Origin of the sequence: Kribbella turkmenica, from assembly GCF_004348725.1 — a bacterium.
Taxonomy (GTDB): Bacteria; Actinomycetota; Actinomycetes; order Propionibacteriales; family Kribbellaceae; genus Kribbella; species Kribbella turkmenica.
In genome coordinates this window covers 1-18,995 of the sequence record NZ_SMKR01000149.1, presented here as the reverse complement: position 1 = coordinate 18,995, position 18,995 = coordinate 1, and the positions used below count along the sequence as shown (strand labels likewise).

Annotated in this window: 14 protein-coding genes and 2 pseudogenes; 6 read left to right on the top strand and 10 right to left on the bottom strand. The window is 64.9% G+C overall.

Annotation, left to right across the window (positions count from 1 at the left end):
- Positions 1–964 (top strand): amidohydrolase (locus tag E1218_RS27610; protein ID WP_132325395.1); only part of this gene is annotated, 964 nt, incomplete at its 5' end.
- A 37-nt stretch (positions 965–1,001) separates the two neighbouring features.
- Here E1218_RS27610 and E1218_RS27605 read toward each other — a convergent pair.
- Complete coding sequence (locus tag E1218_RS27605) at positions 1,002–2,582, bottom strand: acyl-CoA mutase large subunit family protein (protein ID WP_132325392.1); 1,581 nt, start codon at positions 2,580–2,582, stop codon at positions 1,002–1,004.
- A gap of 163 nt (positions 2,583–2,745) precedes the next feature.
- Here E1218_RS27605 and E1218_RS27600 point away from each other — a divergent pair, with 163 nt between their 5' ends.
- The 3 genes from E1218_RS27600 (at position 2,746) to E1218_RS27590 (ending at position 8,273) form a co-directional block, all read left to right on the top strand.
- Positions 2,746–5,841, top strand: a complete 3,096-nt coding sequence (locus E1218_RS27600; RefSeq protein WP_132325389.1) for a M14 family metallopeptidase — start codon at positions 2,746–2,748, stop codon at positions 5,839–5,841.
- 204 nt (positions 5,842–6,045) lie between these two features.
- Positions 6,046–7,170 carry a glycosyltransferase family 4 protein gene (locus E1218_RS27595; protein ID WP_202866218.1) on the top strand — a complete coding sequence of 375 codons (1,125 nt, stop codon included), beginning with the start codon at positions 6,046–6,048 and terminating at the stop codon, positions 7,168–7,170.
- Positions 7,167–8,273, top strand: a complete 1,107-nt coding sequence (locus E1218_RS27590; RefSeq protein ID WP_132325386.1) for a glycosyltransferase — start codon at positions 7,167–7,169, stop codon at positions 8,271–8,273. The genes E1218_RS27595 and E1218_RS27590 overlap by 4 nt, the downstream gene beginning before the upstream one ends.
- A gap of 456 nt (positions 8,274–8,729) precedes the next feature.
- Here E1218_RS27590 and E1218_RS27585 read toward each other — a convergent pair whose 3' ends face one another.
- Positions 8,730–9,731, bottom strand: a complete 1,002-nt coding sequence (locus E1218_RS27585) for a hypothetical protein (protein ID WP_132325383.1) — start codon at positions 9,729–9,731, stop codon at positions 8,730–8,732.
- 181 nt (positions 9,732–9,912) lie between these two features.
- Positions 9,913–11,235, bottom strand: a complete 1,323-nt coding sequence (locus tag E1218_RS27580) for an RHS repeat-associated core domain-containing protein (protein ID WP_165949445.1) — start codon at positions 11,233–11,235, stop codon at positions 9,913–9,915.
- 40 nt (positions 11,236–11,275) lie between these two features.
- Here E1218_RS27580 and E1218_RS27575 point away from each other — a divergent pair.
- Positions 11,276–11,805 (top strand): annotated as a pseudogene (locus E1218_RS27575) (DDE-type integrase/transposase/recombinase); the annotation flags it as partial.
- Positions 11,806–12,504: 699 nt separating this feature from the next.
- Here E1218_RS27575 and E1218_RS27570 read toward each other — a convergent pair.
- From E1218_RS27570 to E1218_RS38280, 3 genes and pseudogenes are all read right to left on the bottom strand, one after another.
- Positions 12,505–12,864 (bottom strand): hypothetical protein, encoded by a 360-nt coding sequence (locus tag E1218_RS27570; RefSeq protein WP_132325375.1) that lies wholly within the window; start codon positions 12,862–12,864, stop codon positions 12,505–12,507.
- Position 12,865: 1 nt separating this feature from the next.
- Positions 12,866–13,144, bottom strand: a complete 279-nt coding sequence (locus tag E1218_RS37505) for a hypothetical protein (RefSeq protein WP_233712507.1) — start codon at positions 13,142–13,144, stop codon at positions 12,866–12,868.
- Positions 13,145–13,249: 105 nt separating this feature from the next.
- Positions 13,250–13,312, bottom strand: a pseudogene (locus tag E1218_RS38280) (hypothetical protein); the annotation flags it as partial.
- Between the two features lie 31 nt (positions 13,313–13,343).
- On the opposite strand from E1218_RS38280, the gene E1218_RS27560 reads away from it, so the two are divergent.
- The gene (locus E1218_RS27560; protein WP_132325372.1) at positions 13,344–13,904 is read left to right on the top strand and encodes a hypothetical protein; all 561 of its coding nucleotides are present in this window, start codon (positions 13,344–13,346) and stop codon (positions 13,902–13,904) included.
- 12 nt (positions 13,905–13,916) lie between these two features.
- Here E1218_RS27560 and E1218_RS38275 read toward each other — a convergent pair whose 3' ends face one another.
- The 4 genes from E1218_RS38275 to E1218_RS27540 form a co-directional block, all read right to left on the bottom strand.
- Complete coding sequence (locus E1218_RS38275; RefSeq protein WP_407657641.1) at positions 13,917–14,519, bottom strand: DUF6928 family protein; 603 nt, start codon at positions 14,517–14,519, stop codon at positions 13,917–13,919.
- 67 nt (positions 14,520–14,586) lie between these two features.
- A complete protein-coding gene (locus E1218_RS37500; protein ID WP_233712506.1) occupies positions 14,587–16,551 on the bottom strand; it encodes a polymorphic toxin-type HINT domain-containing protein in 1,965 nt (654 codons plus the stop codon).
- An 873-nt stretch (positions 16,552–17,424) separates the two neighbouring features.
- Entirely contained in the window at positions 17,425–17,907 is a 483-nt protein-coding gene (locus tag E1218_RS27545) for a hypothetical protein (RefSeq protein WP_132325365.1), read from the bottom strand.
- On the bottom strand, positions 17,907–18,995 hold a 1,089-nt coding region (locus E1218_RS27540; protein ID WP_165949444.1), incomplete at its 5' end, for an RHS repeat-associated core domain-containing protein. The genes E1218_RS27545 and E1218_RS27540, both read right to left, overlap by 1 nt.

The following is an 18,995-nucleotide window of genomic DNA, read 5'->3' as shown; positions in this document are numbered from 1 at the left end:
CACCTGTGTCGCTCTGCGTGCCGACATCGACGCCCTGGCGGTGCCGGACGGTGTCGACTCCCCTTTTCGGTCCAGCTACGAGGGCGTGGCCCACGCCTGCGGTCACGACGTCCACACCGCCGTACTGCTCGGCACGGCGATGGTGCTCGCGCGGATGGCGGCCGACGGCCTGCTGACGCACCGCGTCCGGCTGATCTTCCAGCCGGCCGAGGAAGTGATGCCCGGCGGTGCACTCGGCGTGATCGCGGCCGGTGGCATGGAGGGAGTACGCCGGATCTACGGTCTGCACTGTGATCCGCGGCTGCCGGTCGGCGAGGTCGGCCTCCGGGTCGGCGCGCTGACCGCCGCGTCCGACCGCATCCTGGTCCGGGTGACCGGACAGGGCGGGCACACGTCCAGGCCGCACCTCACCGGCGACCTCGTCTACGCCCTCGCCACCCTGGTCACAGAGATGCCGGCCGCGCTCTCCCGCCGGGTCGACCCGCGGTCCGGGATGTCCCTGGTCTGGGGCCGGATCACCGCGGGCTCGGCGGCGAACGCGATCCCGGCCAGGGGCGAGGCCGAGGGCACCCTGCGCTGCCTGGACGTGAACGCCTGGAAGCTCGCGGCCGAGCTGGTCCCCACGCTGGCCGGGCAGTTGATCGCGCCGTACGGCGTCGAGGTGAGCACCGAGGTGACGCACGGCGTACCGCCGGTGATGAACGACCCGGAGGCGATCGCCGTGCTGAAGCGTGCCGTCGAACTGTCCCTCGGGCCGGACGCGGTGGCGTCGACCGACCAGAGCCTGGGCGGCGAGGACTTCGCCTGGTACCTCGAGCACGTTCCGGGCGCGATGGCCCGGCTGGGCGTCCGCGCGCCGGGGGTGGACAACGCCGCCGACCTGCACACGCCGGGGTTCGACGCGGACGAGGACGCCATCACCTCCGGGATGATGGTGCTGGCCTCCTGCGCCCTGCTGGACTAGACACGACCTCAGCCGCCTCCGGGCGCGGCCGGGCGCCTCAGAAGGTGTCGGCCGGGACGTAGGCGCCCCAGACCTCCCGCAGGGTGTCGCAGACCTCGCCGACGGTCGCCCGGGCCTTGAGCGCGTCCTTCATCGGGTAGAGGCAGTTGTCGTTGCCTTCGGCAGCCTTCTTGAGGGCACCGAGGGCACGGTCGACCGCGGCCTGGTCACGGGCGGCGCGCAGCGTGGCCAGGCGGGCGCGTTGCTCGGCCTCGATGGCGGGGTCGACGCGGAGCGGCTCGTACGGCTCCTCCTCGGCGATCCGGAACTTGTTCATGCCGACGACGACCCGCTCGGCGGAGTCGATCTGCTGGGCGATCAGGTACGCCGACCGCTCGATCTCCTGCTTCTGGAAGCCCTTCTCGATCGCGGCCACGGCCCCGCCGTACTCCTCGACCTGCGCCATCAGCTCGAGCGCGGCCGCCTCCACCTCGTCGGTGAGCGCCTCGACGACGTACGACCCGGCGAACGGGTCGACGGTCGCGGTCACGTCGGTCTCGTAGGCGAGCACCTGCTGGGTGCGCAGCGCGAGCCGGGCCGCCTTCTCGGTGGGCAGCGCGATCGCCTCGTCGTAGGAGTTGGTGTGCAGTGACTGCGTCCCGCCCAGTACGGCGGCCAGGCCCTGGACCGCGACCCGGACGAGGTTCACCTCGGGCTGCTGCGCGGTGAGCTGCACGCCGGCGGTCTGGGTGTGGAACCGCAGCATCATCGACTTCGGGTTCTTCGCGCCGAACTCGTCCCGCATCACCCGGGCCCAGATCCGCCGGGCCGCGCGGAACTTCGCGACCTCCTCGAGCAGCGTCGTCCGGGCGACGAAGAAGAACGACAGCCGGGGCGCGAACTCGTCCACGTCCAGCCCGGACGCGACCGCGGTCCGGACGTACTCGATCCCGTTCGCCAGCGTGAACGCGATCTCCTGCGCGGGCGTCGCGCCGGCCTCGGCCATGTGGTAGCCGGAGATCGAGATCGTGTTCCAGCGCGGCAGCTCCGCCTGGCAGTACGCGAAGATGTCGCTGATCAGCCGCAGCGACTCCTTCGGCGGATAGATGTAGGTGCCGCGGGCGATGTACTCCTTGAGGACGTCGTTCTGAATCGTGCCGGTGAGCTTGTCGCCGGCGACCCCCTGCTCCTCGGCCACGAGTTGGTACAACAGCAGGAGCACCGAGCCCGGGGCGTTGATCGTCATCGAGGTGGACACCTGGTCCAGCGGGATCTCGTCGAACAGCAGCCGCATGTCGTCGATCGAGTCGATCGCCACCCCGACCTTGCCGACCTCGCCGTGCGCGATCGGGGCGTCGGAGTCGTAGCCCATCTGGGTGGGCAGGTCGAAGGCGACCGACAGGCCCATCGTGCCGTGGTCGATCAGCTGGTGGTACCGCTGGTTCGACTCGGCCGCGGTGCCGAAACCGGCGTACTGGCGCATGGTCCAGGGCCGCTCGGTGTACATCGTCGGGTAGACCCCGCGGGTGAACGGGAACCGCCCCGGCTCGCCCAGCTTCGCGTCCGGCTCGAACCCGGCCAGCGCGTCCGGCCCGTACACCGGCGCGAACTCGAACCCCGACTCACTCCGATGACTCATCCCCCAACGGTAGGCCGAACCACGCCCGCACTGGTATGCAGCAGGCTGGTGACATCGAGCACCCTGTGTGACCGGCCACACCATCCGGCCGCGAGCTGTTGACTTGTGACCTGGGTCACCGGAGGCTGCGGAAAGTATGCACCGTCGACCGGGGAGGGGCGACATGCGTAGATCTGCTGTTGTGACCGCGGTACTGGCCGTTCTGGCGGGGGCACTGGTCGCAGGACCAGGGGCGACCGCCGCGCCAGCGCAAGGGGGTGGTGACGGCCTCGAGGTCTACGTCGGCGAACTGGACCCGCAACAGCTGCAGAAGCTGGCGGACCTCGGCGTGGACCGCCAGGAGCTGAGCGTCGGGCCGAAGGCCGCCGACGGCAAGGCCCGGGTCGAGGTCGTCATCACCGACCGCCAGGCCACCAAGCTCCGCACCGACGGCGTCGACCTGACCGTGAAGAAGGTGAACGGACGCGACGCCGCCGACGAGGCCGCCCGGCTCGTCCAGGCGGGCCCGACGGTGTTCCGCCCGTACAGCGGGCCCGGTGGTCTTCGCGAAGAGCTGGTCGCGACCGCCGACGCACACTCCGGGCTGGCCAAGCTGGTCACCGTCGGCTCGACGGTCCAGGGCAAGCAGATCGAGGCCGTCAAGGTGACCAAGCACGCCCGCCACCTGAAGGACGGCACGCGCCCGGCGGTACTGTACATGGGCGCCCAGCACGCGCGCGAGTGGATCACCCCCGAGATGGTCCGCCGGCTGATGCACCACGTGATCGACAACTACGGCCAGGACGCCGAGATCACCAAGCTGGTCGACACCACCGAGCTGTGGTTCCTGCCGGTGGCCAACCCCGACGGCTACGACTACACGTTCACCGGGGACCGGCTGTGGCGGAAGAACCTGCGGGACAACAACGCGGACGGCGCCACCGCGCCCGGTGACGGCGTGGACCTGAACCGCAACTTCCCCTTCAAGTGGGGCTACGACAACGAGGGTTCGTCACCCGATCCGTTCAGCGAGACCTACCGCGGCACCGCGCCGGCCTCCGAGCCGGAGATCCGGGCCGTCGACCGGCTCTTCCGGCAGGTCGGCTTCACCGAGCTGATCAACTACCACTCGGCCGCGGAGCTCATCCTGTACGGCGTCGGCTGGCAGGTGAGCACCCCGACGCCCGACGACGTGATCGCCGCGGCGATGGCCGGTGACGACGCGAATCCCGCCGTCCCCGGCTACGACCCGGACATCTCCGCCGAGCTCTACACCACCAACGGCGAGACCGACGGACACGCGTCGAACCGGTACGGCATCCTCGCCTTCACCCCGGAGATGTCGACCTGCCAGGCCGTCTCGGCCGCCGACCCCGACGACGAGTGGCTGCCCGAGGACTGTGTCAGCGTCTTCACGTTCCCCGACGACGAGGGCCTGATCCAGGCCGAGTTCGCCAAGAACGTCCCGTTCGCACTGTCGGTCGCGAAGTCCGCGCACGACCCCGACGACCCGGTCTCCGTGGTCGGCAAGAAGGCCGCCGACCTGGTCGCCGACCCGTTCGAGGTCTCGCACGGCACCACGCAGCCGGTCGCGGTGACGGCGAAGCGGGCGCTCAAGAACCTGCGGCTCAACTACAGGATCAACGGCGGCCGCACCGTCAGCGACAAGGTGTCGGAGTGGAAGGGCGGCGAGCGGTACGGCGACACCGACGACCACTACTACGCCGAGTTCCGCGGGACAGTACGCCGTACCACGCCGGGCGACTCGGTCGAGGTGTGGTTCACCGGCGTCAAGCCCGGGACCGGACCTGTCGCCAGCGATCACTTCACCTACACGGTGGCCACCGACATCGGCGGGAAGGTGCTGATCCTGGCCGCCGAGGACGTCACCGGCATCAGTCCGGCCCAGGGCGTCACGACCGCGAAGTACGCCGACGAGTACGCCACCGCACTCACCGCGGCCGGGAACAGCTCGGACGTGTACGACGTGGACGCGAACAACCGGACCGCGCCACACCACCTCGGCGTGCTGTCCCATTACCAGGCAGTGGTGTGGGAGACCGGCGACGACATCATCACGCGAGAGACCGGCCAGGTCCCCGGCACGGCGGCCGAACTGGCTCTCGACCTCGAGCTGACGGTCCGCGACTACCTCAACGAGGGCGGCAAACTGCTCCACACCGGCAAGTACGCCGGGTTCGCGAGCAGCGCGGACGGCTCGTACTTCTACAACCCGTTCGAGGAGGAGCAGGGCGAGTGCACGACGCCTCAGCAGTACCCGTGCCTGCCCCTGCTGAACGACTTCGCGCAGTACTGGCTGGGGGCCTACCGCTACGTCGACAACAGCGGCACCGACGCCAACGGGAACCCGGTCCCGATCCGCGGGACGAGCGGTGCCTTCAACGGGTTCGCCGGGACACTCAACGGCGGCGACTCGGCGGACAACCAGGACCATACCGCGGCGTTCGTCCTGACGTCGAGTGTGTTGCCGAAGGCCCAGTTCCCGCAGTTCGCGAGCTCGGCGCCGCTCGAGTGGGACCGGCCCGGTGTTCCGCCGTTCGATCCGTTCACGGGTGCGCAGTACATGTACAGCCAGCAGGGAGACATCAGCTACAAGCGGCTGACACGCACGGTCAACCTGGCCGGGGTGACGAGCGGTGCGTTGTCGTTCAAGATCTCCTACGACACCGAGGCGGCCTGGGACTTCGTCATGGTCGAGGCCCACACCGTCGGCCAGGATGACTGGACGACGCTGCCGGACACGAACGGCCACACGTCGCAGGACACCGGTCAGAGCTGTCCTTCCGGCTGGATCGACCTGCACCCGTTCCTGGCGCACTACCAGGGCACGGACTGCTCGCCGACCGGCACGACCGGGGCTTGGCACGCGGCCGCCGGCTCCAGCGCGGGCTGGCAGGACTGGAACGTCGACCTGACGCCGTACGCCGGGAAGCAGGTCGAGGTCTCGATCACCTACGTCAGTGACTGGGGCACGCAGGGCCTCGGGGTGTTCGTTGACGACACCACGGTCACCGCCGGCACGACGGCGCAGACCTCGTTCGAGACCGACCTCGGTGGCTGGACGGTGGCCGGTCCGCCGGCCGGCTCGGCCGCGAACCCGAACGACTGGATCCGCACCACCGCCGCCTTCGACGAGGGCGCCGGCGTGACCACGAGGGACACGGTGTACGTCGGGTTCGGCGCCGAGGGCCTGACCACGCAGGCGATGCGCACCGACCTGGTCCGGCGCTCGATCGCCCACCTCTTCGGCGCACCGTAGCCGAACCACCGGCACCTCTGATCCGGCAGCGGATCAGGGGTGCCGGCCGCCCGCGGGTGAACCTGCAGTGAACGTGAGGCCCGCCGGCTCCGGGCCCCGGACACCTGAAGGTCACTTCACGTCTCTGCACGCGTCGACAGGGAATCGACGCCGTGTCACGAGAGCGTCGCCGAGGGTTCACACGCGCTGGGGAACCTTCGAGGCGTGCGCATCGTGATGGTCGCTGAGTCCTTCCTGCCGCAGATCAATGGCGTCGCGAACACGGTTCGCCACGTCGCCGACCGGCTGCTCGCCCGCGGGCACGAGCTGCTGATCATCGCCGCCGGCCCCGGTCCCGGCACCTACCGTGACGTCCCGGTCCTGCGGGCGCGGAGCTTCGGGATCCCGGGCTACAAGGAGTTCCCGGTCGGGCTGCCCGATCCGTCGATCGAGCGGGCGATGGCCGACTTCGAGCCGGACCTGGTCCATCTGGCCTCGCCGTTCATCATCGGCGCCTACGGACTGCGCAGCGCGCGCAAGCTCGGCCTGCCGACGGTCGCGATCTTCCAGACCGACATCGCCGGCTTCGCCCGGCAGTACCCGTGGTTCGCTGCCGCCGATCGCGGTGTCTGGCGCTGGGTACGGCGGGTGCACTCGCGGGCCGACCGGACCCTCGCGCCGTCGACCGCGTCCGTGCAGCAGTTGGTGCAGGGCGGCGTACCCCGGGTTCATCTGTGGGGTCGCGGGGTCAACCTGGACCTCTTCGATCCGGCGCATCGCGACGAGAACTGGCGGCGGCAGATCTCCCCGGACGGCAAGCCGATCGTCGGGTACGTCGGCCGGCTGGCCGCGGAGAAGAAGGTTCGCCGGCTCGCGGAGCTGGCCGACCTCGACTGCCGGGTCGTGGTCGTCGGCGACGGTCCGGATCGCGGGTCACTGGAAGCGGCATTGCCCACGGCAACCTTTCTCGGGATGCGCCGCGGTAGCGAGCTGGCAACCGTCTTCGCCGGGCTGGACGTGTTCGTGCACACCGGTGAGCACGAGACGTTCTGCCAGACGATCCAGGAGGCACAGGCGTCCGGGGTCGCCACCGTCGGACCGGCGGCCGGTGGCCCGCTCGACCTGATCCGTCCGGGCGTCAACGGTCTGCTGTTCGAACCCGGGCGGCCCGGTTCGTTGCGGGAGGGGGTCAAGAGGCTCCTCGACGATCCGTCGGAGCGGGCGCGGATGGCGCGCAACGGATTGGAGCGCGTGCAGTCGCGCACCTGGCCGGCGGTGGTCGACGACCTGGTCGACCGGCACTACGCCGAAGTACTCCGCGAGGCCGCGGCCGTCCGGCGGGTCGCATGAGCCGGTTGCGGATCGCCCAGCTGGCCAACTTCGTCGGGCCGACCTCCGGGGGGATGCGGACCGCGATCGAGCACCTCGGCCAGGGGTACGCCGACGCCGGCGCCGAACGGATCGTGATCACCCCCGGCGAACGCGACTCGGTGACCGAGACCGCGGCCGGCACCGTGATCCGGCTGAAGGCACCGAAGGTCGGCGGCGGCTACCGGCTCATCACCGACCCGTGGAAAGTCATCGAACTTCTCGAGCGCTTCCGCCCCACCACGGTGGAGATCTCGGACAAGTCCACGTTGTTGCCGGTGGCCCGGTGGGCGCGCCGCAACGACGTCGGCGCGGTGCTGTTCAGCCACGAACGCCTGGACGCCATGCTGTCGCTGCGGATGGGCCGCCAGTTGGGTGTCGCGGCCGGCGTCGGCGCGCTCTACAAGCTCCTCAGCCGGACATACGACGCGGTCGTGGTCACGTCGCGTTTCGCGGCCGCGGAGTTCGACGAGGTGACCACCCCACTCGTCCGGATCCCGTTAGGCGTCGATCTGGACACGTTCCACCCGTCGCTGGCGACGCCGGCGGACGACGGCGTACTGAAACTCGTGCACGCCGGCCGCCTCTCCCGCGAGAAGAGCCCGCACCTCGCCGTCGCCACCGCCGCCGAGCTCCACCGCCGCGGCGTGCCCATGCGCATGGACGTCTATGGCTCCGGCCCGCACCTGGACGAACTCGTCGCCATTGCGGGCGCCGCCCCGATCACCTTCCACGGCTACGTCGACGGCCGCCGTACCCTCGCCAAGCACCTCGCCGAGGCCGACATCGCCCTCTCCGTCTGCCCCGGCGAAACCTTCGGCCTGGCCGTCCTCGAAGCCCTGGCCGCCGGCACCCCCGTCGTCACCGCCGACATCGGCGGCGCCCGAGAACTGGTCGACGCCTCCTGCGGCCGCTGGGCCCCTGCCAACCCGTCTGCCCTCGCCGATGCCGCCCTGGCCCTGGCCGATCTCCCGGGGCGCCGCCCCGCCGCCCGCCGCCGAGCCGAACTCTACGACTGGCAAACCTGCACCAACCGCATGCTCACCCTGCACACCCGCCTCGCCCAGCACCGGCTCGCTGCATAAGCTGCAACTGAGGTAGCCGGTTACCCGCTCCGTGCAGTTCGCCGTACACAGATGCCAATGGGGGTGGCGTCGTACGACGTGCGCTACCGGCGGGCCCCGGACGCCGGGCCGTACAGCGCATACGTGCAACTGTGGAGGAATATGACCGCGACGTCGATGAAATCTCGAGGTCGCGGCCGGGTAGGAGGACTGCGTCCGTGCTGGAGAAGGACAAGTTCGGGAACGTCGGGCTGACTTGGCTCACGTGCCGGGCTCTCGCTGGGACCCGGGGCTGTGACCTGCAATGATGCGTGGTCCGTTAGTGCGTCAACGGGTGTGTCGTGGGTGGCGTTCATCAGGCAGGTGCGGACGGCGTGTTTGACCTCGCTTCTGGATGCCGGCCGTGTCCTCACCGCCCTTGGGCAGGAATCGGCCGGCTACCTGACGATGAAACAGGCATTCCCCGACTGCTGACGGTCAGTCGAAATCTCGAAAGTCGGCAGCGTTCTGGTAGATCAATTGTGGCTGCTTAAGACCGCTGTAGGACAGTCGCCTCGGCACTCCCTCTGGAAGTGCTGGCGCCAATGCACGGAAGACTCGTTCGACTACTGAATCCTCATAGTCTTCGAATCTTCTCGTCGACCTTAGCAATGCGGCGCCATATCGGAGTTTATCGATCTCGACGAAGGCGCCAGAATCTTCCAGGACCTCGACGCCACCCAGCACCCGAAGTGCGCCGGCCGGCACCAACGTGACCCACGAATACCCGCGTACCACGCCGGGGCTCTCGGTCAATCCCACTTCATACAACCGCGGCAGATATGTTTCCAGCGCCGTCTGGTTGGCTGAGTTGTCGGAAGCAATGTTCGCAAAGGACGCCTCGGTCAACTCAGCGAAATCTCTGACGAACGACACCAAATCGTCCTGACTGGCGACGGGGATCACACCCGCATCATCGAGTCGATAGGCCAACCGAAGGGAAAAGGTGACCCACGGCCGCAATTCGGGATCAACAGCAAGTGCGATGTGCGCCGAACAGCAGTCGCCCGTCGACAAATCTTCCGGATCGGCATTCAGATGTGCCATGGCATCGCCCCGTCCATTGCCCAGCGACGCCACCACAGCCTCGAAACGGCCCGGCGTATAGGAGACCGACCAGTTCCCACCGCCCAACTCCGGTGCGCCAATACGCCCGACCGCGAACTCAGCAGTCGGCAGTCCGGACGTTAGACGTTCGGACAACGCACCACACAGCCTCGATCTCGCCTCCGTCAACCACCACCGCGACACTTCCACGAGTCGCTCGCTGTCCCCCACAGCCGCACTGACCAGGACGTCAACCGAACCGGTCGCGGCCGACTGGCCCGACTGCTGTTCGTCTCGGCTCGACGCATTGAAGGGCCCTTCGACCACGAACTCGATCTCCTCACGCTCAGCCCGCCTGATCGCCACTAGCATAAGTTGCGCTGCGGGCATCATCCAAAGATGATCCAACCAAATGTAACGCGTGGCTCACTCCTCAGCCGTTCCTCGCGGCGCAAATTTCCAGTCTACCTATCCCGGGATCGAACGCTCCGCCGCGCCCGCGCCCGACAGGTCTGTTCCGAATGAACGAACGAGCCAAATCCGCTCCCGGGAATCACATCTCACTGTGAGCTGATCAACTGCTGGCGGCGCACGCGGGCGTTACCGCGCAGAACGCCCCCAATGCAATCAGCCCGACTATATTGCCAGCTTCTTGACTCACGTCTGGCGGAGTAGGGACTTGGGTCCACCAGCGCTCCTCCTGTGCAACCTTTGGTTCGCCCTGAGTGTCACTTGTTACCCGCGTAGGCGTTTTTGGCGTATTCGTTCCGTACCAACGCATCCCATCGAACGACTCCTTGTCGTTTCGCTTGCGTTTACCCGACCAGACACGTCCATTACCCTCCCGCGACACGAAGTCCGCACTGTCCAGGGACGGGCCTGCGTTGACGATCGCTCCCGGATGCATTTTGCGCAACTGAGTGACATACCTGTTGAGTTGATCGGGGCCGGTCAGCCCGTATTCGGTTGCCGGCTTGATCTCGTAGACAAAAATCACGCCTTCATCCTTGCCCTTGCCCCAGATGATCATGTCTGCATACCCGACGGCGCCCGAATTATCCTTCGCGCCGCCCTCCACTCGGTTTCGAAGCTTTCCACCCTTGCCCACATCGATAGTGATTTCACCGTCAAAGTCATTTTCGGCCATCCACTTCTCTGCCGGTTCGACGCTTGCCACCACCGCCGCGTCATGCGCGCTAAGGTCAGCGCGATCGCCGTTCTCGAGGATGGCGTAGTGGCCGTCGAGTTCGATGCCGGTGATGGGGTTGCCGCCGGCGAAGGCGTAGCGGTTGGTGTTCCACGGATCACTGCCGAGGGCGAGGTCTTTGAGGGCGCCGTCGTAGTAGTCGCGGGACAGGAACCGGTTGAGGGCCGGGTTGTATTCGCGGAAGCCCATGTCGTAGGTGCCGGTCGCGCCGTTGAACCGTTTCGAGTTGAACCGGTACGGATTGACCACATCGGCGTCCTGGCCGGGGGTGCCGGTGATCGCGTCGTCGCCGGTGGTGCCGACCCTGTCGGCCTGGCCGTAGGCGGTGTACCGGTACGTCGACGTCGTCAACCCCGTGGTGGCGTCGGTGAGGGTTTCCACGTCGCCGTGCGGATTGGTGCCGTAGAACGACTTGCTCGACGTGGTGCCGTTGACCGGAGAATCAACCAGCGACAGGTTCTCCCCACCCGCGCCGTAGGCATACGACTTGGACACCTTCCAGACCCCGGCAGTGTCGCGTTCCTCCTCGACCGCGACCTGGTCGGCCAAACCAACGAACGTGTACCGGGTACTGATCGACTGCGCGGTACCGACCTTCTCGGCCTGCGACACCACCCGATCAAACGGATCAAAAGACTGCAGCCTGGTGAACGTCGGGGCCCCGGCAGTGTCGAACCTCTGCTGACGCACCAGCCGGTCATAGAACAAGCGTGGCAAGAACGGCAAGTAGCCGGGTCCGCCGGTCCATGACGGCGTAGTGCAACGTGACTTCACCGCGCAACTGCCGAACCAGTGTGGTTAGCCGACATCACCGAACACCGCACCGCCGAGGGCAAGATATACCTGTGCGCGGTCAAGGACGTCTATTCCGACCGGATCGTGGGCTACACCATCGACTTCAGGATGAATTCCCGGCTCGCCGTTGCGGGATTGAACACGCGGTCGCGAGGCGTGCCGATGTGGCCGGCTGTAGCCTGCACCGACCGCGGATCGCAGTTTCGGTCCAGGAGGTTCGTACGTGCACTTGGACGCTACGGCACTGGTCGGCTCCATGAGGCGGGCGGCGACAACGGTGCTATGGAAAGTATCTTCACCCCGCTACAGAATAGCGTCGTCAAATCGACACACGTGAAGCACTCGCGAGGAACTCCGGATCGAGATCGTGACCTGGATCGAACGGACCCACCACCGCCGCAGACGACAATTCGCACTCGGCCGGTTGACCCCATCGAATACGAAACAATCCTGACCGCGAGTTAGTCAGGCTGCGTGACTGAACCTGTCACTGCTTCTGCAGCAAACCCGAATCCCGTCAATTGTCATGGGTTCGAGCCAGGATTCGACTCCAGTGGCAGAAACGGAGCAGCTGCCAGCAAGCTATGCAGCAGTTCAACCGTCTCACGTGGTGTAATTGTCTGCAATCCGTCGAAGGTCTTCCTCGACACGTCGAGAGTGAAGGCGACCATCTCGCCATCACGGGGCCGTGCCGTCACTAGGCACCTCAGGGTCTCGGGACTCTCGACGACGCGGGCTGTCAAGTAGGCCAAATCGAGACCGCCAGTGTGAGCCTCAAGCCAGCTTGGCCGTCCCGCGGCGCTCCAACCCGCGATCATCGCGGCTCGGGTGAGCCGCGAAAGGTCGCTCTCCGAGATCTTCTTAACCTCACCCGGAACTTGAGGTCCATTGTGCCCTATATGCGGCCAAGGCCTCCGGCGCCTACCGATCATGACGTCATTGCCGCTAAGGACAACGTCCGGACTAATAGTAATAGCACGACGGCGGAATCTACGCGTCCACTCCAGCGCTTCGATCTAGCCCTCACGCCCACCTCAACTCCCGCACCCTTGGAACCAACCCCGGCATCCAAGCGTCGCGCATCATGATTATGACAACCGCTGCGCCTCCCGGAGTGCGCCAATCCCCCGAAATAGAGATGTGAGTCTTCCATTTCGCGTTCGTCTAGTCAATCCCGCGAAGTGGTCCGAACTTCGAAGATGAACGCGCGTCACCGTCATCTTCATGCCATCGACAATGAGTTGCCGCCACGTAGTCAGGTCCACCATTAATCAGGAAAATTCTCCGGCGCTCCAGTGCCCGGAGACCGAACTCACCGAATCGTGGATCGTCCGGTTCCGTCATCTCTTCGACCGCGAAATTGTCGTATTCGGCAGCGATATGCATCCGCTCGACATTGCTGAATAGTAGGTCGATTCGTTTGGGACTGTCGCTAGAGTCGATGCTCCTAAACAGCAATTGGGAGTAGCTTACGGTGTAGTGCCATAGCCGGAACTCACGCGTCCAGCCAGCGTGTACTGCCATCTCACCCTCCCAGGAAGCCGGGAAGCGGGATTTCGACCACGTTGCCCCCACGGTAGAAGGTGATGCTACTCCAGTCCCGATATCCCCTGCGGACCGAGTCGCCGACGATCCTCATCTCACGCTCCGTCGTGAACCAGTTGTTGCCGCCGCCGCGCTCATATGCAGTCTGGAAGGCGCGAGCCGCATCGTCTGCGTGATCGAACCCATTGAGATTGATGTGGATCCTCGTGCCTGGCTGATAGAAAGCCGTGTTTCGCACGGACGCGAGCGCTCCATCCATCGTGTCATCCAGAAAGTGGGTCAATCCACGGTCGGTCGCAAAATTGCGCAGATCCCCTTCCTTTCTGATGCCGAGGGCGATCTCACCACACGGTCCGAAGTTGTGGACGAGGACCGGCGTGTCGCCGGCCAGTACATAGTAGGTGTGTAGGTGATCGATGGTGAGGTTGTAGGCGGGTCAGGTCCTGCTGGTGACGCCTATGCTCGCGACCGCGATCTGGCGGCCGTCGGCGCTGACCAAAGACGTCGCCGGCGTCCAGGTCAATCGCGTCGACCCATGCCGCCCGGTTGGCGGACCAGAACGGATGGCGGTCTGTGGCGTCGATCGTCGTTCCGTCCGCCAACCGCACCGCGACCATCGTGTGCAGCCCGCCGTGGCGAATCAGGTCGATCACCTTGCGCGGACCGCGCTCGCCCGAAACCGGAGCGGCAGCCACGACCATGTCGCCGAACTTGACGTCCTTGATCTGTTTCGTGGTGCCGTCTGCCATCAGGACGCGCGTCTGGCCGGTGAAGCTATCGGTCCGGCAGGCATCGGCCACGTTGTCCGAAAGCTTGCCGAGCCTGCCGAGTTTGCTCCCGGCGGCGGCTGGAATGGGAATGCCGACGATTTCGCCAGCCGTATAGGCAGCGGAATCGGTGTCTGCGCCGTGGGCTGCGGCGAACTTGTCGAACTGGCCTCCGAGCCCACCCCCGGTGACGGGCAGGACCTGGGAAGATTTCGAGTGTCACCAAAATCCTCATCTGCGCAACCAGAATGAATTACCCCTTGGTCAGGCCTCTGATGCAGCATGAAATGCAGGAATCTCGATTTCTTCAGGGTCGATACAAAAATCATCTTCGCGACCCTCTAGAATAAACCCGAAGAACTCCCTCAGAGCCTCATTGCCGAGATCGACTGGATGGAACGGCAACGCATAGTTCGCTGCGCTTCGAACCGGACGCTCGCCTCTCCAAAAGGGAGATTCAAAAGGAAGGCGCTCACCTAAATCTTCAATGACACCAGAACTCGGACTCAAACTCAAGGATCTGAGTAGATTGCCACCTGACCAGACTGCGAATGCGGCCCAGTCGTTAGCGCTATGCATAAAGACGCCATAAGCATTCCTACCTGACGCCAATCGCGAGACCTGCTCAGTCAACTCACTGGGACGGCGCCGAGCGAAATCACGAAAACAGACAATGTCATGCGCGGGTAGGTTTGCCGCGCATACAATCCCCGGCGGGGGCCAGACGGCAAGGTCGAGGGGTAGCGGATCCATCTCACGTGATGCGCCTCCGACGACCCTCTCCGCAAGGCGCTTCGATTCGGCGCGATCGATGAACCGGAGCTCCCGAAGAGCCCTTCTGGAGTCCAGCTCAGCAAAGGCCACCATAGCGGCTTTTGAGCCCATTGAATACCTCCTTAACCTTCCGGTTATACGGCGTTATAAAGAGCCCCTTCTATGATCCACACACGGGACAGCGCCACAGATCTACCTCAACTCTCATGCTAACCATGGAGCCCTTCGTTAGACCTGGCACCCTGCTCGTACCCAGCACGGCACCAGCATGCCCTAGCTCAGCGTATCCCAGCGATTGGTTGTCGCTCAGAGAAGCGCCGCCGCCGGTCTTCACTTCGACTGCGACCCAACTCCCGGAGCGATCCTGCGCGACGAAATCAGCGCGGAATATCTCCCCTTGGCTGTTCTTGAACCTGACCTCCCTGGTGATACTGGTATACCCGTCGTTTTGAAGCCTCTGAAGAGTGGCGCTTTCACCGAGAGCACCGTGCGGCAAGCCATCAACGGGGCATTCGCCAACGTTATGAACCAGTACTGGCGTCTTTCCCGCCAGCACATAATACGTGTGGATGTCATCGACGCTGAGGTTGTAGGCGGTGGCTACGCGCTCAGAACCATAGCGGATTCCCTTGACACGAACCTTGTCGCCGGCAGAGGTGAGAAGTTCGTCGGCTGCATCCAGTTGGTCGGCACGTTGAAACTCGCCGTCTGTCGCGTTCCAGAACGGGTGGTCCTCGGTTGTTGTTAGGGTTCCGCCGTCAGTCTCGAGGATGAGAAGGGTGTCGTTGTGGACCCAGAGATGAGTGACCTTACGCGACCCGCGCTCACCGGTCTCGGGGTCGGTGGCGAGGACCTCGTCACCGACCTTGACCTGCGAGATCGGCCTCCTTGAGCCGTCGCCCATTTCGACGAGCGTCTCACCACTGAAGCTGCAATAGGTTCCGCTCGGTTTCCGAGTGTCGATCCCCTTCACCTCTGGCCCGCCACTCATACGGACGCTCATGCCGTCGCTGAAACCCTCAGCCGAAATCGTGCCGGCCGGATTGTACCCGGTACACTTGATTCCCGGTTGCCGGCACATCTCTTTGGCGAACAGGCGGGAGAAATACACGTCGGACGCTCCGCAGGTCGTTCGTCTTCCGGCCGCGAAGGTCGAGGTCTCGGTGCTGTTGCACCGAATCATGTACTCTTGACCTTGGCCTCCCCCGTCGCCGACCAGCTTCGACTTGACGGCGTCGTACGCCTCCTCATATATGCCTTCGTCAGGCGCGGCCACGTCACGACTGCCAATCTTCTCCTTGACAGGCTCCGGCGCACGACCACCGCCTGACGTCAATGACTCATCGATGTGGCCATCGATTTCGATCCGGCCGATCGGGTTGCCGCCCCCGAACATGTACCGGTTGGTGTTCCACGGATCCGCACCGAGCGCCAGGTCCTTCAGAGCCCCGGCATACAGGTCCCTGGTCAGGAACCGGTTCAGCGCCGGGTTGTATTCGCGGAAGCCCATGTCGTAGGTGCCGGTCGCGCCGTTGAACCGTTTGGAGTTGAACCGGTACGGATTGACCACATCGGCGTCCTGGCCGGGGGTGCCGGTGATGGCGTCGTCGCCGGTGGTGCCGACCCTGTCGGGCTGGCCGTAAGCGGTGTACCGGTACGTCGACGTCGTCAACCCCGTCGTAGCGTCGGTCAGGGTTTCCACATCGCCGTGCGGATTAGTGCCGTAGAACGACTTGCTCGACGTCGAACCATTGACCGGAGAATCAACCAGCGACAGGTTCTCCCCACCCGCGCCGTAGGCATACGACTTGGACACCTTCCAGGTCCCGGCGGTGTCGCGTTCCTCCTCGATCGCGACCTGGTCGGCCAGACCGACGAACGTGTAACGGGTGCTGATCGACTGCGCGGTGCCGACCTTCTCGGCCTGCGACACCACCCGATCAAACGGATCAAAAGACTGAAGCCTGGTGAACGTCGGGGCCCCGGCGGTGTCGAACCTCTGCTGACGGACCAGCCGGTCATAACCGTCGTAGGCGTTCTGCTCCACCACCCGCGTGCCGACATCGACCGTGGTCGAACGACCGAACACGTCATAGCGGTGATTCATCGTCGTTGCGCCGGTCACCGTCCTGACCAAACGGTTACGGTCATAAGTCATCGCCGAGGCCGTCGACCCGATGGTCTGCGACGTGACATTGCCGGCCGCGCCATACACGTACGACTCGGCGGGATTACCTCACCTGACGTCGGCGCCGGAAATGACTCACGAAGGATCGTCGGCTTCGCGATGCATTAGCATCAATCAGCCGCAGTTGGCTGCCCCTTTCCTAGACGGGAGACGTCACCTCCAACGCCATCGGACTACCGTCGTAGTCAAAGTAGCGCCTGGATCAGCACAGGCGGACGCAGGCTGCATATGGCTCCTGCCACAGCGCGCTGGGGTCGCAGTACGCGCCGTTGTCCTCAACGGCAACGCAGACCCCAGCAACGACGTACCCGCCCAAGGCCCCGCGGAACGATGAAGATACACGTGTCCTCGGACGGAAGCAGACCAGTCTCGGCCGAGATCCGTGCTTCCTCCGGCGTATCGGCTCGGGCCACCACAAGCCCGTCCAACGCGGTGGGCAACTTCAGGACATTGACGTTCTGGAAGAACACGTCGAGGCGGGTCATGAAAGTCTCGGACTTGGTGGTTCGTAGCAACAGCCGAGCCATGCTAACCGAATAGGCCCAGACTTGAAAGCGTCGGTCAGCATGCTCGACGACAACAGCGTTTAAGGCATCCAAGGTTCTCGACGATCGATCCGCCGAGCATGAAGATAACGTCGGGTAGGCGTCCGCCTTGAAAAAGCTGCGCCATTTTCCACTCAGTGTACTTGCTACAGCCGGAGGCGCCACGTGAGGCGGCACCCATGACCTGTATTGTGCGCAATAAATGCGCCGATTCCGGCGGAATCTGCGTGGAGGCCCCCCGACGGCGAATCAATCCCGGGATAGTTCAGCCCGCCATCAAGACGAGATCGCGTGCACTCGGCTCCCATTGGACACACAGGGCTACTACTTGGCGCGATTCTCCTAGCCCAAAGAGCACGGGCGCGGTCCCAACCCACGACAATGGCGGCGCGGACTCAACTGCCAGCACCATGTAGTCATCGAAGGCGGTGACTTCCAGCTTCCCGAACAAGCCAGGTAAGCCGCCACTTCGCGCAGACAAGCATGCTGTCACCGCGACATGGGTCGCAGCAGGATAGAGGCACCTGTGCTCTCGGCGAACCCCGGGAGCGTTCACAAGCACGACCTCGATGAGGCGACTCGAATCCGGATGAAACTTCATCTCGAGCAGGCCCCCCGCCCCCTCGTACCTAACGTACAGTGGGATATCGAGCAGCTTGTGATAGTCCGGCCAGGTGATGGTCACCGGCACGTATTCGTCAAACACCGTCTCTATCAATGGCGGATGGTCGAGCTGACACAGTTCCATCACTTGAAGCCTCCGAGATACCTGGCGTGTTTGAGTACCGGATTCAGTTCAGGGCTACGCGGCGCAGAAAAGATTAGCTCCCACCCTTGCGAGACCTGCATCTGACCCCAGCGCCCTACGACCGCACTATCGACGGCATCGGCCAGTCCGGTCAGACGCTGTTGCTCAGCGAGTTGACGTCCGAACGTCAGTCCGCGAGTCTCTTCCCAGAGGTGCTTCGTGGCATTGGGAGCTACCCAGACGCTACCACCTGCCGACCGTGTCAGGTTGAAGGACTTGGGTAACGCACTGCCCACGTCGCGGGCACCTTGAGTAGCAACTACTCGACTCATCACGGTCGCTGCGGCTTCGTCGGCGTGTTTGAGAGCGACGAGGGACTTTGCTAGTTTTCCGAGCCTAGCGAATGGGAAGAGCATAAGTCCGGTCATGCCGCAGGCCTTGGCGGTGTGCTCGTAGCCACAGTCTGCGGCATCCTTGATGCCTGTCACATCGGCCATCAGTTCGATGGCTTCGTCCACGCCGGCCCTGTCTGCCTCTTCGGCGCCGAGCTTCAACCCGGCGATAGTTGGATTGATGCCCAGTTGCGACATCCGGATGGCCTGCTGCTGCGTGCTCGCTCCTGCTGGCAAACCCATCGATTCGTTGATCTCTTGCCCAACGTTGTTTGGGACCCGAGTCGTGCTACTGGTCGCGGCCGACTGCGGTTGGATCGGGCCGGTGTAGTTGGCGTTGGTGTCGCAGCCGCCTTCGTCGGCCATTGCGCAGTGGCCGTCGAGTTCGATGCCGGTGATGGGGTTGCCGCCGGCGAAGGCGTAGCGGTTGGTGTTCCACGGATCACTGCCGAGGGCGAGGTCTTTGAGGGCGCCGTCGTAGTAGTCGCGCGACAGGAACCGGTTCAGGGCCGGGTTGTATTCGCGGAAGCCCATGTCGTAGGTGCCGGTCGCGCCGTTGAACCGTTTGGAGTTGAACCGGTACGGATTGACCACATCGGCGTCCTGGCCGGGGGTGCCGGTGATGGCGTCGTCGCCGGTGGTGCCGACCCTGTCGGGCTGGCCGTAAGCGGTGTACCGGTACGTCGACGTCGTCAA